This is a genomic window from uncultured Sneathiella sp., from assembly GCF_963976355.1.
GTDB lineage: Bacteria > Pseudomonadota > Alphaproteobacteria > Sneathiellales > Sneathiellaceae > Sneathiella.
On the sequence record NZ_CAXBKA010000003.1, the window covers coordinates 179,378 to 195,348 of the forward strand.

Below are 15,971 nucleotides of genomic sequence, written 5' to 3' on the forward strand. Positions count from 1 at the left end.
AAAACTTTCCGAAAAACACTAAAAATCCCCGATTTCTCCACTTTTCTAACATATTCACAGAGACCGCATGCAATTCTTGTCTAGAGAAGTGTAAATTATTTTGCTATTGATTGATAATTAGGGAGCGAAAGCAAACAAACTAAATAATTATTTGTAATATTGAATGCGGAAACGGTAATGCCTTTTTACTCCGAGGAACGTATAGCTTTATTCATTGATGGCTCAAATTTATACGCTGCCGCAAGGGCCCTTGGTTTTGACATCGATTACAAAAGACTGTTGAGCGAATTCGCCTCGCAAGGAAGACTTGTCCGGGCATTCTATTACACCGCTCTCATCGAAGATCAGGAATATTCCCCGATCCGCCCGCTCGTCGACTGGCTCGACTATAACGGTTATACGATGGTCACGAAACCGACCAAGGAGTTTACCGACTCAACCGGACGGCGGAAATACAAAGGCAATATGGATATCGAGCTTGCTATCGACATGATGGAACTCGCAAAACATATCGATCATGCGGTGCTGTTCTCCGGCGATGGTGATTTCCGCCGCCTCGTTGAATCTATCCAGCGTCAGGGTGTGCGTGTAACGGTCGTCAGCACAGTAAAATCCCAGCCCCCCATGATTGCCGACGAACTCCGCCGGCAGGCCGATTTCTTCATTGAGCTCAAGGACATGGAAAATAAGGTCGGACGTGCTGTCAGTCAGAAAAGCGACGAGGATTTCGACGACTATCCCGGGGAGTTCGACTCCTATGAGGATGCCGAGGAAATCGCCTGAACCACGGCTATCCCCGGCATTACCCTTTATTGCTTGCTCTTCAGCTCCCCAGTTACTTTCACTGTCAACTCCCTAATTCCAGTGACCGCACTCTTTTGCCAGTCGCTGTCAAAAACAGCTGCGTGTTTTCCGACTGTTTCATTAAAAACAGTCAATCCTTCTGCCAACGGCCCTTCTGAAGACGATATCGATACTTCCGCCTTGTTATGAAGCCCCAGCTCCCAGAATCCCCAATCAATCCACGACCAGAACTGCAGGACCTTCACATCTATCGGCATAGCATTGTCAAATGCGGGGTCGCCGGGCTCAAGAACCCGGTATCCCGCAGCACGAAACGCATTTTCAAGAGCGGGCTTCATGATTCCGGCAACGGTCTGATTTTCCGGCAGAACCACATCACCCAAGGCCTTGCCGTATGAATTTCGCTTTCTGGCAAAGGCTCGTGCTTTTATGGAATCATTGTTAATCTCATCTTCTGAAAGAGAGGGAATATCGGGCGTTGCCGGTCTGAACTCGAACAGTCGGTTATCAGTAACGGATACCAGCTTGACATCCACTCCATTTACGGGATTTGCGATACTCTCCAGCGGATCAACGGAGACTGTGCTGCGATCTACCGCGCAAGCAGACAACCCCGCTAAAAAAGTAAGCACCAGAAGTATTTTTACGCCTCGAATAAAAGTCATCCGCTATTCACCTCATTTACTTTAATGTGAAACAGATCAGTTAATTTCTCGCAAAGGATGTTATAAATCTCTCAGAAAGGCCTTTAGAACAAGTAAAAAGCCCTCATAATCATATTGACCTGACAAATTCCAAAAATTATTACGAATTTTTCATAAGACGGCGCGACCTAAAGGCGCTACAATAATTTTGGTGCTCTTGCTAAGAATGCTCCCAACAGATCAAAAAAGTCCCTTGTTTCGTATAAAATTTCAGTTTCGTTGATGTCTTCTGTACTCGGCTTACTATAATAGCCAGAATTGAAGAGGGGGAAGTTATGACCCGAAGACTTGTGGTCCTGAGTGACGGCAGCTGGATTGCCCCGCAGTTCAGAAGCAAGAACAGACGCGTTCCAGGAAACGCCACGCTCGCCTATCATTGTATCGGCGAGCAGGATTCAAATGGTCTGGCCCAGCTCCGCTACCAGCATGATATTGCGGCGAAACCGTCCCTTTACCGGCGTTTGATGCAACGCACTTTCGGTCTCGGCATGAGAACGGAGATATTCGAGTGTTATTCTTTCCTGTCAGAGAACTACCGTGATGATAAGGACGAGATTTTTATGTTTGGCGCAGGCCTCGGCGCCTTCAACATCCGGCGCCTTGCGGATCTGATCGACAAGGTCGGACTGCTTCCCCCGGAGAAGCTGAACCTTTTGCCGGAAGCCTATGAATACAGTCAGATTCCGGTAGAGGCCCTTGAGACACCGGGTGCGAAAAGCCTCGCCGATCATCTCCCGGCCCGGTCTGTCCGTATCCGGTTTCTCGGCTGCTGGGACACCGTTGGCAGTCACGGTCTGCCGCTGCCCGGCCTGAACCGCATCTCGCAAAGCTGGATGATGTATCATGACCATAAGGTCAACGCGAACGTCGAAGCTGCCTATCAGGCCCTCGCTCTTGATGAGCGCCGCAGCCGGTTCAAGCCTGGCCTCTGGACAGGTGTCCATTCGCAAGAATTAAAAGCTATCGAACAGGTTTGGTTTCCCGGATCCCATGAAAATGTCGTCGGTGGGCGCCGCGACAGCCGCCTGTCCGATATTGCCCTCCGCTGGATGCTGGACCGCGCCGCAGAACATGGGCTCAGCATCGATTCCGAGCGGCTGGAGGAATTATCAGCGCCTGATATTCTTGGAAAAATTGCCATGAACCGGCGCAAGCTGCTTGGGGTTCCCTTGCCCTTCAAGAAACTCTTCAACCGTCCTGTCGGGCAATCCATACGGAATTTTCCGCCGGAAATGGGACTGGAGCCAGAGAAGCTTCATGAATCCGTCCTGCAACGGCGGGAACTGGACCCGAAATATCGGCCGCGCCAGCTCGCCAGCCTGAACGACGGCGAATTTCCCCTGTATCGCGAACGCATGGACGAGGCCCAGAACAAGCGCCGCCATCCGCGTCAGAAAATAGACTGGCCGGGATTCATTATCACCAATGATTCCAGAATGAATGTGAGCCTGGTGGATTACAGCCGGACAGGCGCAAAGGTCTGGTTTCAGGGAAAGCTGCCCGCCGGAACGTCGCTCGTCCTGCAGTCATCCCGCGCCTTTTCGGATGGCCTGAAAAGCCGGGTTGTCTGGGCCAAGGACAATTTCCTCGGTCTGGAATTCATCAGCCCGCTACCGCAGGAGGCCGTGAGCTAACGTCTCAGGCGTGATCTTTCAACAGCCGCTGCTTTTCGCGGTTCCAGTCGCGTTCGCGCTCTGTCGCCCGCTTGTCATGCTGCTTCTTGCCCGACGCCAGCCCCACCTTGACTTTGACGATACCGCGGTCATTGAAATACATCGACAGCGGCACAAGGGTCTTGCCGGCCTTCTGTATCTGCCCGGCAATCTTCTTGATTTCCTTTTTATGCATCAGAAGCTGCCGCGGGCGCAGAGGTTCATGGTTATTGCGGTTGCCATGACCATATTCGGCGATATGGGCGTTGATCAGATACAGGCCATCGTTTTCAAAAGACGCATAGGCGTCCTGAATGTTCGCCCGACCGGCCCGCAGGCTTTTCACCTCCGTGCCGAGCAGGATCAGGCCCGCCTCGAACTCCTCATGAATGAAGTAGTTGTAGCGGGCCTTCCGGTTTTCCGCAATATTCCGGCCCATTACCTTATCCGTCCCGATCTTTAGTTTAGCAGGCCCGCATAGCGCATAGCTTCCTTGATCTCCCGCCGGGATTCTTCCTTGAAGACGGGAATGATCGGCATGCGGACATCCGGCTTGCATTTACCCAAGAGTGATAAGGCATATTTAGTCGGTGCCGGGCTGGATTCAACAAACAATGCCTTATGCAGCCAGATCAGCCGGTCCTGAATCTCGATAGCCGTTTTATAATCACCGGCAAGGCTGGCCTCCTGCATCTTGGACACCATTTCCGGCGCGACATTCGATGTCACGGATATACAGCCATTGCCGCCTTGCGCATTGTAGCCAAGGGCGATGGGATCATCCCCGCAAAGCTGATTGAAATCATGCCCGCAATGCAGACGCTGCAAAGCCGCACGGCCGACATCACCGGTTGCATCCTTGACCCCAACGATATTTTCAAGCTTGGCGAGACGGCCCATGGTCTCTGGCGTCATATCAACGATGGATCGGCCCGGAATATTATAGATATAGATCGGGATATCGACGGCATCATTGATCGCCTTGTAATGGACATACATGCCTTCCTGCGTCGGCTTGTTGTAATAGGGCATGGCAACCAGAACCGCATCGGCCCCGGCCTCCTTCGCATGCTTGGACAGCCGAATGGCCTCCACCGTATTGTTCGACCCTGTGCCTGCCATGACCGGCACCCGGCCTTTCGCCACTTCGACACAGAGCTCCACCACACGGTCATGCTCGGGATGGCTGAGGGTCGGGGATTCGCCTGTGGTCCCGACAGGGACAAGCGCCTTCGTTCCGGATTTTATTTGCCAGTCACAGAGGGATTGAAACGATTTTTCATCCACGCGCTCTCCATCGAAGGGAGTGACAAGCGCTGTGATCGATCCTCTAAACATGACAATGTCCTTAAATTCTGTTGTTGTTTTCTATGCTATATTCGTGAACGGGAGAGCTTTTTCTGCTTCTGGTCTTCGCTTCCCGGTCTCCGAACGCCTGATTTATAGGCATGATGCCCGGCAAGGCAAGAGGTAACTGCGATTTCCGCCCGTTATCGTTGCAATTTAGGGCTTTTTTGCAGAAATATTCATTTTCAGCAGGCCTTGATCGCGGCAACAATCCGGTTATCTTTAGAGGAATTGTTCCTTCTTCAGTAAAGGTATGCCCCTTGTCAACGACCACAGCCCAGCCCGCAACCATTCACCTGAAAGACTATAAAGAGCCCGATTTCCGGATCGAGACGGTTCATCTGACCGTTGAACTGGGGGAAGAAACAACCCTCATTACTTCCCGGCTGACGCTCAAGAGAAACAATGCACAGGCGGAAAAGCTGACTCTGAACGGGGAGCATCTGAAGCTCCTCTCCGTTGCGATGAATGACAAGCCACTCACACCCGATAAATATGAGCTTTCGGACAAGCTGCTCAGCCTCCCCGTGCCGCCAAGCCAGAAAGAGCTGACCCTCGATATCGTCACGGAAACCCGCCCGCAGGATAACACCGCGCTTGAGGGGCTTTACAAATCGAGCGGAAACTTCTGCACCCAATGCGAGGCGCAGGGATTCCGGCGGATTACCTATTTCCTCGACCGACCCGATGTCATGGCTGTCTATACGACCATAATCATCGGTGATGGATCGCGCTATCCGGTCATGCTCTCAAACGGCAACCTGACGGAGAAGGTAACGCTGGATGACGGGCGCCAATCGGTGACATGGCATGATCCGCATCCGAAACCCGCCTATCTCTTCGCCCTTGTCGCCGGCGACCTCGCCTGTGTCGAGGACAGCTTCAAAACCCGGTCCGGCCGGGATGTCAAACTGCAGATCTTCGTTGAAAAAGGAAATGAAGATAAATGCGAACACGCCATGCTCTCCCTCAAGAAGGCGATGAAATGGGACGAAGAGAAGTATGGCCGGGAATATGATCTCGATATTTTCATGATCGTCGCCGTCAGCGATTTCAACATGGGCGCAATGGAAAACAAGGGCCTCAACGTCTTCAACTCCAAATATGTTCTGGCGTCGCCCGAGACCGCGACAGATGCGGATTTCGACGGTATCGAGAGTGTCATCGCCCATGAGTATTTCCATAACTGGACGGGCAACCGCATCACTTGCCGCGACTGGTTCCAGCTCACATTGAAGGAAGGATTGACGGTCTTTCGCGATCAGCAGTTCTCCGCCGACATGAACTCAGCCGCCGTGCAGCGCATCGGCGATGTCCAGCGCCTACGGGCCGCCCAGTTCCCGGAGGATGCCGGCCCCCTCGCCCATCCGATCCAGCCACAAAGCTATGTCGAGATCAACAACTTCTATACCGCCACCGTTTATGAGAAGGGCGCGGAAGTCATCCGCATGATCCACACCCTGCTCGGCGAAGAGAAGTTCCGCAAGGGAATGGACCTTTATTTCGAGAGGCATGACGGACAGGCCGTCACCACGGAGGAATTTGTCTCGGCGCTTGAAGACGGCTCCGGCGTTAATCTCACCCAGTTCCGGCGCTGGTATATTACCCCCGGCACTCCCGAGATTACAGTGAGCGAGAGTTTTGACGAAAAAAGAAATACTTACAGTCTTTCTTTCACGCAAAAAAACACCAAGGCAGGCGATGATTTCAAGCCTCTGCATATTCCCCTGAAGCTCGGCCTTCTGGATGATGAAGGAAAATCCATCGCCTTTCCCGATGGCCCCTTCAAGGGCGAGACCGAAGCTGTTTTCAGCCTGACGGAAGAGACCCAGGATATTACCTTCTCCGGCCTTGCCAGCCGCCCGCAAAGCTCGCTCTTTCGCGGCTTTTCCGCGCCTGTCAAAATCAGGCAGGAAATGGATGACGGCGGCCTCGCCTTCCTGTTCGCAAAAGACGAGGATCTTTTCAACCGCTGGGACGCCGGACAGCGTCTTGCCAGCAACATTCTACTCAAACAGATCGAGAACGGCACGACAGCCGAGGACGCCGACCTGCCGTCCCCTTTCCTTAGCGCTTTCACGAATATACTGGACGACAAGAACCTCGATCGCGCGTTCACGGCCTCGGCGCTCACCCTGCCGGGCGAACAGGATATTGCGCAGAAAATGCAAGTCGTCGAGGTGGACGCCATCCATGCGGCAAGAGACGCCGCCCGACGAAAACTCGGCCTTACCTTTGAGGAGAAATGGCGTCAGGTCTATGAAGATTGCGCCAACGCCCCCTCTCCCAACAACCAGCCGGAAAGCAGCAGCCGCAGGCTTAAGAACACGGCGCTGCATTACCTGATCGCAACGGGCCGGGAGGATTATTATACGCTCGCCAAAACGCAGTATCTGGGGAGTGATAATATGACGGACCGGGTCGCCGCGCTATCGGGCTTAAGCGACATTACCCACGCCATCCGCGATGAAATGTTTGCCGATTATTATCAGAAATGGCAGCAAGACCCGCTGATCGTCGATAAATGGTTCTCGCTTCAGGCGATGGCAACGCGGCCAACGGCTATTGCCGATGTGAAGGCCCTGATGCAGCATCCGGCGTTCACCCTGAAGAATCCGAACCGTCTGCGGTCCCTGATCGGGGCCTTTGCGTCCGGCAATCCGGTCTATTTCCACGACAAGAGCGGTGACGGCTATCGTATCCTGTCGGATGTGATTGCGGAGCTGAACAAGACGAACCCGCAAATTGCCGCCCGTCTTGTCGCGCCGCTCGGGCAATGGCGCCGCTATGACACCGATCGGCAGGAGCTGATGAAAGGCGAGCTCGAAAAAATCCTGAATTTGTCCGAATTGTCTGACCATGTTTACGAAATGGCAAACAAAAGTCTGCATAATTAACGAAATTAACCATGTGATCTGATATTATGCATAATCTGCGACAACAGAATGGGAGCAGTTTTAACATCGTCGTTTAAAAGATCGGTTTGAGTAATGGTAAAAGAGTCCGCCTTTGTGGCGCTGATAACCTGTATATTGCTGAACGCAACGCCGCTTCTGGCGGCCGGAAATGCCCGCCTGGACAATCACCGACCTGCGCCGAACGGAACCACGATCACTGAGGATGTGCCGCTGCCAAAGGCCAAGCCGGAAGTCGGCGCGCTCGCCTTTTTGCATGCGGATTTGCCGCCGCTCCCGCTGAAACGCCCGATTGGCATTCAATTACCCCCGCATCCCCTGGCGACAGGCCTGATGGATGCCCGGGACCTCAAGATTTACAAGGAAGCCTTCGCCGCCGCTGACCTTCGGCAATGGAACAAAGCGCGGGAAATAGCCGCGCGGGCGAAATACAGACTCCCGGCGAAAATCATCGACTGGCGCTATATGTCCGCCTATCGCAATTTTGCGACATTCGATCAGATCGCCGCCTTTATCGACAGCAATCCCGACTGGCCACTTCAGCAGACCCTGCGCCGCCGGGCCGAAGAAGCTCTGGGCGAGCCGATCAGCACCCGGCGTACCCTTGACTGGTTCAGCGATCATACGCCGCTGACCGGAATCGGCATGTATCGTTATGGTGAAGCGCTGCTGGCCTCCGGCAGGACGGAGGAAGCGATCGCCTGGATCCGCCAGGCCTGGCATATCGGGGACCTGCCCGCCGCGCTTGAAAAGCAGATTGTCAGGCGTCACAGCGATATCTTGCGCAAAACCGATCACGAACAACGTCTCGATCATCTGCTCTGGGAGCGCGAAGCAACCGCCGCCAAGCGCATGTTCCCTTATGTCAGTGACGGGATGAAAAAGCTTGCGATTGCCCGGATCAGCCTGATGCGAAGAACGGGAAATGTCGATAAGGCGGTACGGGAGGTACCGGCGGAACTAAGCAATCATCCGGGACTGGTGTTCGAGCGGACGAAATGGCGCCGCCGCAAGGCGCTGGACGAGGAATCCCGCGAGCTCCTGCTGGATGTGGACGAGAGCGCCCCGCGCGCCGACATCTGGTGGCAGGAACGTCATATACAGGCCCGCAACCTGCTGTCAAAAGGCCATATTACCGAAGCTTACAACCTCGCCAGCCAGCACGGTCTTCAGGATGGCGCAGATTTCGCCGCCGCCGAGTTTCTGGCAGGCTGGATTTCCCTTCGCTTCCTTGGAGATGGCGAGGTCGCGCTTCAGCATTTCATCAAGCTTTACGAGAATGTCAGCTACCCCATCAGCCGGTCGCGCGGCGCCTACTGGATCGGCCGCGCCAAGGCATCGCTCGGCGATACGGTCATGGCGAAATACTGGTATGATGTCGCTGCCAGAAACTACACAACCTATTACGGCCAGATGGCCCTGCATGAGCTGGGACAGCGCAAACTGCCACCGATTCCTGTCATCGCGCCTGTGCAAATCCCGGCGAATCCCGCCAATGGCGAGGATGAGCAGATCCTGATCGTCCATCACCTAGCCGAGCTTGGCATGCCGCAATGGGCACGCCCCTTCCTGCTCGAAATGGCGGAAAAAGCGAAGAACGAGGAAGAATATGTGACAGTCGCATCCCTTGCAGAGAGGATCGGCCGCCCCGATTTCGCCATTGCCATTGCCAAGCGCGCGTCCCAGCTCGGCACGGAGCTGACCGAGATTAACTGGCCCACACCGCAGCTTGCGATCAGCAATCCGCCGATCGAGCCCGCGCTAATGCTGGCGATCACCCGACAGGAGAGCGCCTTTGCCTCAGATGCCATATCCTGGGCCGGCGCGCGCGGCCTGATGCAGCTGATGCCCGGCACCGCGAGAGCCGTTTCCCGACAGTTGAAAGTCAACTATTCCGAGCCGCGCCTGACCGCCGATCCCACCTATAACGCCTTGCTCGGCAGTTCCTATCTTGCAGGGCTGATAGAGGATTTCAACGGCTCCTACGTGCTGGCGATCGCCGCCTATAATGCGGGCCCATCCAATGTGCGGCGCTGGCTGAAGGAATGGGGTGACCCGCGCGCCGGCGATATCGATATGGTCGACTGGATCGAATTTATTCCCTTCTCGGAAACCCGTAACTACGTCCAACGGGTCATCGAGAACCTTCAGGTATATCGCGAGCGGCTGGCCCGCGACGAAGGCAGCATCCTCAGAATCAGCGAAGACATCAACCGCGGCATTGCCTCGCATTAGTCCTGCTCATTCTTCTCTTGCATTGGCGGGCTAATTGTCCAACATTCAGGATGGCGCGCTGCTGACAGAAAGCCGGTTCATCATGCCCCTGAAACTCGATCATATCAAAGCCTGCGTCTTCGATGCCTATGGCACATTGTTTGATGTCAATGCCGCCGCCCGCGCGGAGCAGGCAGCCCTCGGTGACAAATGGCAGGAAATCGCCGATATCTGGCGTCTGAAACAGCTTCAGTATAGCTGGCTTCGCAGCCTGCAACAGCGTCATACGGATTTCTGGGAGGTAACGGGCGATGCCCTTGATTTTGCCCTCGCCAGCGTAAAACTCGACGATTCTGCCCTTCGCAACCGACTGATGAACCTCTACCTCACCCTCTCGGCCTATCCGGAAGTGCAGGAGACGTTGCAAAAGCTTCAGGCGGCCGGGATCAGATGCGCCATTCTCTCGAACGGCTCTCCGAAGATGTTGGCTGCGGCGGTTGAAAACGCCGGCATCGGCCCGTTCCTGGATGGGATTTATTCAATTGAGGAGGTCGGCGTCTACAAGCCCGATCCACGAACATATCAGTTGGCCGTGGACAGGTTGGGCATCGGGCCTTCGGAAATATGCTTTCAATCTTCCAACGGATGGGACGCCTATGGCGCGAAGGCATTCGGTTTCAATGTGCTCTGGTGTAACCGCTTCGATCAGGCGGCGGAAAGGCTGCCCGGCACCCCGGATGGACAAATAAAATCCCTCGCTGAATTACCCGCGATCATCGGCGTCGAATAGAGACAAGGAAGAATTATAATTGATGTCTTTTGCAGAAAAATATTATCAGTCCCAGGATGGCCTTAATTTATATTACAGGGAATATGGTTCAGAAGGAGACGCCTGTCCCCTCCTCTGCCTGTCCGGCCTGACCCGCAATTCCGCCGATTTCCATAATTTCGCGGAGCGATACTCAAAAAACCGCAAGGTATATGCGCTTGACTATCGCGGGCGTGGAAAGTCGGACCGCGATACCGATTACAAAAACTATAACCCGCAAGTTTATCTGGGCGACATACACGGCTTTCTGACAACCCTCGGAATAGAGCGGGCTTTGTTCGTCGGCACCTCTCTCGGCGGTCTTATGACCATGGTCATGGCCGGATTCGCGAAGAATTTTGTTGCCGGCGCCATCCTCAATGACGTGGGCCCGGAAGTGGATAAGTCAGGCGGCGCCCGCATTCTTGGCTATGTCGGCAAGGACGTGCGCTATGCAAGCCTGGAGGAAGCGGCAAAAAAGCAGAAGGAACAATATGTCGGGGCCTATCCGGACCTCTCCGATGAGGATTGGCTCGGACAGGCGAATACGACCTTCACCTACGACGAGGCGGCAAAGAATTACTGCCTGAATTACGACCTCAATCTTAGCAAGGCTCTGGCGGACCAGCTGAATTCGGACGAGCCGGTCGATCTCTGGCCGTTCTTCAAGGCCCTCGGCGATATCCCGACACTCGCCATTCGGGGCGCGCTGTCCGATGTACTGAGCGACACGGTGTTTATGCGCATGAAATCCGAAAACCCGAACATGGAGACGGTGGTCTTGAAAAACCGGGGGCATGTTCCCCTGCTCAACGAGCCCGAACTCCTGCCTGTACTGGATAAGTTCATTGATCGAATTCGATAAAACCCCGTCCTATCAATCGGTGCGCGATGCGGCAACGCGGCTTCGCGGCATTGCCCTTCGCACTCCGCTTCTGGAATCCCGCGCCCTCAATGAAAAACTGGGCGGGCGCCTGTTCCTGAAATGCGAAACCCTGCAACATACTGGATCGTTCAAGTTTCGCGGGGCCTATAACACATTAAGCCGGCTGAACGCCGCACAGAAAGCCGCCGGTGTGATTGCCTATTCCAGCGGGAACCACGCCCAAGGGGTTGCCTTGTCCGCGAAAATGCTCGGTATTCCGGCAACCATTCTCATGCCCGCGGATTCCCCAAAGATCAAGCTGGCGAACACCCGCGAATATGGCGCGACTGTTGTCACCTACGACCGCACGGGTGAGTCACGAGAGGAAATCGGCGAGAAAATAGCCCGGGATCAGAATCTGACTCTGATCAAACCCTATGACAATTATTTCGTTATCTCGGGACAGGGAACCGTCGGGGTCGAGATCGCGGAGCAACTTGAGGCAAGGAAACTCCACGCCGATATCTGCGTCGCTCCGGCGGGCGGCGGCGGCCTTATCGCGGGCACATCCCTCGCCCTCCGGGAATTGAGCCGGACAACGAAGGCTTACTCGGCTGAGCCCGCATTCTTTGACGATACGGCCAGGTCGCTGACACTTGGCAAACCCGTCTCCAACGATGCGGGACATAAGAGCATCTGCGATGCGATCGTGACACCGACTCCCGGCAAGATCACCTTCGGGATTAATCGCCTGACGCTTTCTGGCGGCCTTGTGGTGAGTGATGAGGAAACGAAGGCGGCCATGCGCGCCGCCTTTCACTATTTCAAATGCGTGATAGAGCCGGGCGGCGCAGTCGCCCTTGCCGCACTTCTCTCCGGCAAGCTGGATGTCCAGGGGAAAATCGCAGTTGCCGTCGCTTCCGGGGGCAATGTCGATCCGTCACTGTACAGCGACATCCTGAAGGAAGGCGATCAGTAGGTCGCCCAGAACTGACCGTTCTCAAGCTTTTCCCGATACCCGGCCATGAAGGATTCAAGCTGTCCGACCTGCGCAATGACGGTCGCCCGCTCGCGGAAATCCGTCTCGGTAGGATCATTCTGCTCCGTAATCAGGTCAAAGGCCGCCTGATCCGGCGTTCCTTCCATCCGGCCCAGATATTTTGCCCGCATTCTCTGGATGCCCGGCCGGTCATCTGACAGGTTGCGGGCAACGGCAAGCTGCATGATCCGTTGCCGGTCCAGCCGCTCAAAATCAGTCTGCGTGCTGCTGCCACCATTGCCGATTAGTTTCTCGATAGCCGGAATAGCCGCCGCCCAGTTTTTCGATTTCCAGTAGATTTCGGCGCGCAATTCGTCGGCCTCAAGGCTGCGATCCGATGCGATCAGTGCCAGGGCTTCCTTATAATGCTGCAATCCGGCCTGTGCCCGCGCCTCGATATAAAGGCGTTCCTTCTTGGCTGCCGGGGAAAGCTGGCGCCAGCGGGTATCATAGAGAACGCGCAGGGCCTCTTCGGGCATATTGTTCCAGAGGTGGACGATGGCGAGCTTGGTGCCCGCATTGGCTTTTTCCAGTCCTTTCAGGCGGAAATTGACCTGATGCTCCAGAAGCTGGGCCGCCTGTTCCAGCAGATCGACGCGGGTAAGCCGGTCCGCCAGTATCTGGATCATCTGATCGCCGCGATCACCGACAGGCGTCAATTCACGATACTGGTAATAGATCGCCAGCGCCTGAATGGGCGGCAGTTCATCCGCCCCGCCATCGAGGAAGAGATCCGCAAAAAGTTCATTCATCTTCCGTCCCAGATCCCGCGAATAGGGCGATTCCGGGAAATGACGGACAATGCGTTTGTAAGTTTCCAGCCCGTTGCCAATCTGGCCGGTCGCCACATAGAGATCGCCAAGACGTTTCTGAATATCGACTTCAAGATCATTCCCGCGCCAGGCGAAATCGAGCTTTTCAAGCTCCGCAATGGCCTGTTCCGGCGTGATCAGCTTCGCCACCAGCTCGACATTGATTTTTTCAAACCGGGCCTTCTCGGTAATCGGGCGATATCCGGCTTTCATAGCGTCACTAAATTTGGCAGCGGCTGTCGGAAAATCGCTAATCTGAAAGGCAAGAACCCCTTCAAGATAAGCCTTTTCCGCTTTCTGTTCCTTCAATTTCGGCTCCTTCACCTGCTGAAGGACCTGCTTTCCAAGGTTTACATCGACATTTTCGAGCGCGACACGGGCCCGCAGCAGCCGAAAGTGGTCGACCCACTCTTTTTCGAACACGTCAAAGGCCGGCGCGGAGTAATTCAGCTCCTGTGCGGCGCGCTCCCAATTCCCAAGACCGACGGAAACTGCACCGCGCCACGGCGCGACCTCCACATCGCCCTCGAAATCATCATGATACAGGTTGATGGACGCCGCGTCATAGCGATGCAGCCCAAGCTCAGCTAGCCCGTGCAGCAGGCGATACTCCCGGTCTTTCTCTATCTTCGGGTAATGGCGATAAAGTTCCGCAAGGACACCAAGCGCTTCGGCATAGTATTTATGGCCGATGAAATATTTGGCGAGCGTCATGTTCGCATCGCGCTTTTCTTTTTTCTCGGCCGTTGCTGCCGCAATCTGCAGTTCCTGCTTGCGCTTGTTGAACAGCAACGGATTGACCTGTTTCCATTCCGTCAGTTTCACGAATTGCGCCTTTTCAATCTCCGGGGTCGGGTAGATTTCCTCGCCGGGCTTTTTCGAAACGTCGCGCGGTTCATTCTTCGCGGCCGCGAACTCATTGGAGATTGCCGTGATGGCGAGGCCGTTCTGCTCCTGCCCGATGCGGATATCCGCAGCGGTCGATTTGAGCGCAACGCCCTGCATTGTTGGCAGGATCGTGATGCTGTTGAAAACCCGAGCCGACGGTATGCCCCAGCCCGCCGCATTCAGCGGCATCGCCACGAGGTCATCCCCGGAGGTCGGGTCGGTAAAGCGAATTTCCCGGCCATTGTCCACGGCGGGAATGAAGGCCCTGAATTCCGAAGCGGAAATTCCCTGGGTCTGGATGCTGAGCGGATGTGTCACGCTGGATTGCGTATCCAGCTGAAAGTCCACCTGCCATTCGTCATTGGCCTTGTTGACAATCGGCTCATAGCCCTCGCGGAAATTAAAGCGGAGAAGCGTCGCCGTTTCCTCTTCCATCTGCCGGGCACTGGTGACAAGGAATTTATACGGGCCGGAGAGATTTCTGAAATCCACCTCGATCGGCTGGTCAAAAATCACCCAATGCGCCCCGCCGCTTTCAAACATGGCCATGGCCGTCGGTGTCTCCCACGGGAAGATCAGCCGGAAGCCATCTTTCAGATTGGCAATCTCGACCTTGAGCCTGGGTTTCTGCACCGCCTGTGCAGGCTTGGTGACGACTGGCTCCACCTCGATTACCTTGGGCTCGCTCGTCATTTCCGGACGAACCGCCGTCTCTTCCTTTGGCGGCTCCGCCACAACTGGCTTTTCCTTCGCCGGAGGGTCCAGAACCACGGTCGGGCCAATCGGCGCAATGGCCGATCCGGACGCCAGCGAGGTAAACGTCCGAGGCTGGGCCTCAATCTCTACTGAGGCTTTTACCACACCTGTGCTCTGAATAGGCTGGGGCGCAGCAAGTTCGGTAGTGCGGGTATCAACTGGCGCCGGTTTCGGCTCTGACAGCGGCGCCATTGCGACCGTTTCTTTTTCTGGCGCGCGCTCGATGACGGGTTGCGGCTGCGCCTTCGGCTTATCCAATGTCATCGCATTGGCACTGGTCGTCGTTTTCTCCTCGACCACTTCTTCGGACACGATCTCCGGCTTTTCCTCAACCGGCTTTTCTACCTCTTTCTCAGCTTTCGGCGTCGCGGCAGGTTCAGCCGGTTTCACCTCTACGGTCTGGACCGGCACAGGCTCTTTCACGGCCGGAGAGGCGACTTCTTTCCCTTTTCGAATATCGAAGACAATGCTTTTTTCGTTGCGGAAGCTGCTTGCGCTGCTATTCGGCGGTAGATCAATCGTGATCTCTGTCTTGCCGCCGGAAGTCGTCATTATGGCCGCTTTAGCGAAGGCCAGCGGATCATTATTGAGGACACCGAGATTAATCTTTGCGAGACCATCGAAGGTGATCATCAGCTTGTCGCCCGCCGTCCGGCTGCTGTAACCGACATTGGCGCTTGGCCAGTCAAACACAATCCGGCTGAAATCCGGATGATCGCCCGCTCTCAGGCGCACGGATACTGCATTCGGCGCAGAAGCTTCGGATTTATAGGCTCCCGTTTTCCGGAGTTCAAGTATGACTGCCGTACCCTTTTTTTGCGATGCAAAAATGATATCGCCCTTCAGGGGAAAACGGACGGACTGCATGCCTTCCAGAAACTCGCCCGGGCCGACAAATCGTTCCAGCGCGCTCGAGGCCGCCGTGAGATCGGTATCGAACGGCGTCGTGAAGCGGATATAGAGATAGCCGTCCTCAACCTCGACGCTGAATTCCGGCGCGCTTTCCCAGTTGAAGACGAGCCGCCCGATGCCGTCCTTATCCACCGCTGTCACCGTAACCGGCGCTGCGGCCAAGGCCTCGCCCACCAGGAACGTCAACACCAGAGCGCAGAGCAGGATAAACTGCCGCACGGATTTCCCGACCATATATGTTGATGCAATACTCAT

The 15,971-nt window shown here is 55.2% G+C and carries 11 protein-coding genes; 7 read left to right on the forward strand and 4 right to left on the reverse strand.

The genetic code is table 11. The annotated features are described in order from the left end of the window. The first annotated feature begins 177 nt into the window (after positions 1-177). Positions 178-783 carry an NYN domain-containing protein gene (locus AAC599_RS07870; RefSeq protein ID WP_340149855.1) on the forward strand — a complete coding sequence of 202 codons (606 nt, stop codon included), beginning with the start codon at positions 178-180 and terminating at the stop codon, positions 781-783. A 26-nt stretch (positions 784-809) separates the two neighbouring features. Here the strand turns inward: AAC599_RS07870 and AAC599_RS07875 are convergent, their stop codons facing one another. Next, a complete protein-coding gene (locus AAC599_RS07875; protein WP_340149856.1) occupies positions 810-1,469 on the reverse strand; it encodes a hypothetical protein in 660 nt (219 codons plus the stop codon). A gap of 314 nt (positions 1,470-1,783) precedes the next feature. On the opposite strand from AAC599_RS07875, the gene AAC599_RS07880 reads away from it, so the two are divergent. Then, on the forward strand, positions 1,784-3,142 hold the full coding sequence (locus AAC599_RS07880) for a DUF2235 domain-containing protein (protein ID WP_340149857.1): 1,359 nt from the start codon (positions 1,784-1,786) through the stop codon (positions 3,140-3,142). 4 nt (positions 3,143-3,146) lie between these two features. On the opposite strand, the gene smpB is transcribed toward AAC599_RS07880, so the two are convergent. Then, the gene (gene smpB / locus AAC599_RS07885) at positions 3,147-3,599 is read right to left on the reverse strand and encodes an SsrA-binding protein SmpB (RefSeq protein ID WP_340149858.1); all 453 of its coding nucleotides are present in this window, start codon (positions 3,597-3,599) and stop codon (positions 3,147-3,149) included. Positions 3,600-3,619: 20 nt separating this feature from the next. After that, positions 3,620-4,498 carry a 4-hydroxy-tetrahydrodipicolinate synthase gene (gene dapA, locus AAC599_RS07890; RefSeq protein WP_340149859.1) on the reverse strand — a complete coding sequence of 293 codons (879 nt, stop codon included), beginning with the start codon at positions 4,496-4,498 and terminating at the stop codon, positions 3,620-3,622. Between the two features lie 269 nt (positions 4,499-4,767). Between dapA and pepN the strand changes: the two genes are divergently transcribed. The 5 genes from pepN to AAC599_RS07915 all read left to right on the forward strand — a co-directional run bounded on the left by pepN (position 4,768) and on the right by AAC599_RS07915 (position 12,288). After that, on the forward strand, positions 4,768-7,404 hold the full coding sequence (gene pepN, locus AAC599_RS07895; RefSeq protein WP_340149860.1) for an aminopeptidase N: 2,637 nt from the start codon (positions 4,768-4,770) through the stop codon (positions 7,402-7,404). Between the two features lie 93 nt (positions 7,405-7,497). Next, positions 7,498-9,657, forward strand: a complete 2,160-nt coding sequence (locus tag AAC599_RS07900; protein ID WP_340149861.1) for a transglycosylase SLT domain-containing protein — start codon at positions 7,498-7,500, stop codon at positions 9,655-9,657. A gap of 34 nt (positions 9,658-9,691) precedes the next feature. After that, entirely contained in the window at positions 9,692-10,426 is a 735-nt protein-coding gene (locus tag AAC599_RS07905) for a haloacid dehalogenase type II (RefSeq protein ID WP_340149862.1), read from the forward strand. A 22-nt stretch (positions 10,427-10,448) separates the two neighbouring features. Further along, on the forward strand, positions 10,449-11,309 hold the full coding sequence (locus AAC599_RS07910) for an alpha/beta hydrolase (protein ID WP_340149863.1): 861 nt from the start codon (positions 10,449-10,451) through the stop codon (positions 11,307-11,309). Further along, complete coding sequence (locus AAC599_RS07915; protein WP_340149864.1) at positions 11,293-12,288, forward strand: threonine/serine dehydratase; 996 nt, start codon at positions 11,293-11,295, stop codon at positions 12,286-12,288. The genes AAC599_RS07910 and AAC599_RS07915 overlap by 17 nt, the downstream gene beginning before the upstream one ends. Here AAC599_RS07915 and AAC599_RS07920 read toward each other — a convergent pair. Further along, positions 12,282-15,971, reverse strand: a complete 3,690-nt coding sequence (locus tag AAC599_RS07920; protein ID WP_340149865.1) for a hypothetical protein — start codon at positions 15,969-15,971, stop codon at positions 12,282-12,284. The two genes, AAC599_RS07915 and AAC599_RS07920, sit on opposite strands and share 7 nt — an antisense overlap.

Excerpts from the sequence above, each read along its gene's own strand:
- AAC599_RS07870 (WP_340149855.1), top strand. The coding sequence starts at position 178 with ATGCCTTTTTACTCCGAGGAACGTATAGCTTTATTCATTGATGGCTCA.
- AAC599_RS07875 (WP_340149856.1), bottom strand. The coding sequence starts at position 1,469 with ATGACTTTTATTCGAGGCGTAAAAATACTTCTGGTGCTTACTTTTTTA.
- AAC599_RS07880 (WP_340149857.1), top strand. The coding sequence starts at position 1,784 with ATGACCCGAAGACTTGTGGTCCTGAGTGACGGCAGCTGGATTGCCCCG.
- smpB (WP_340149858.1), bottom strand. The coding sequence starts at position 3,599 with ATGGGCCGGAATATTGCGGAAAACCGGAAGGCCCGCTACAACTACTTC.
- dapA (WP_340149859.1), bottom strand. The coding sequence starts at position 4,498 with ATGTTTAGAGGATCGATCACAGCGCTTGTCACTCCCTTCGATGGAGAG.
- AAC599_RS07900 (WP_340149861.1), top strand. The coding sequence starts at position 7,498 with ATGGTAAAAGAGTCCGCCTTTGTGGCGCTGATAACCTGTATATTGCTG.
- AAC599_RS07910 (WP_340149863.1), top strand. The coding sequence starts at position 10,449 with ATGTCTTTTGCAGAAAAATATTATCAGTCCCAGGATGGCCTTAATTTA.
- AAC599_RS07920 (WP_340149865.1), bottom strand. The coding sequence starts at position 15,971 with ATGAGTATTGCATCAACATATATGGTCGGGAAATCCGTGCGGCAGTTT.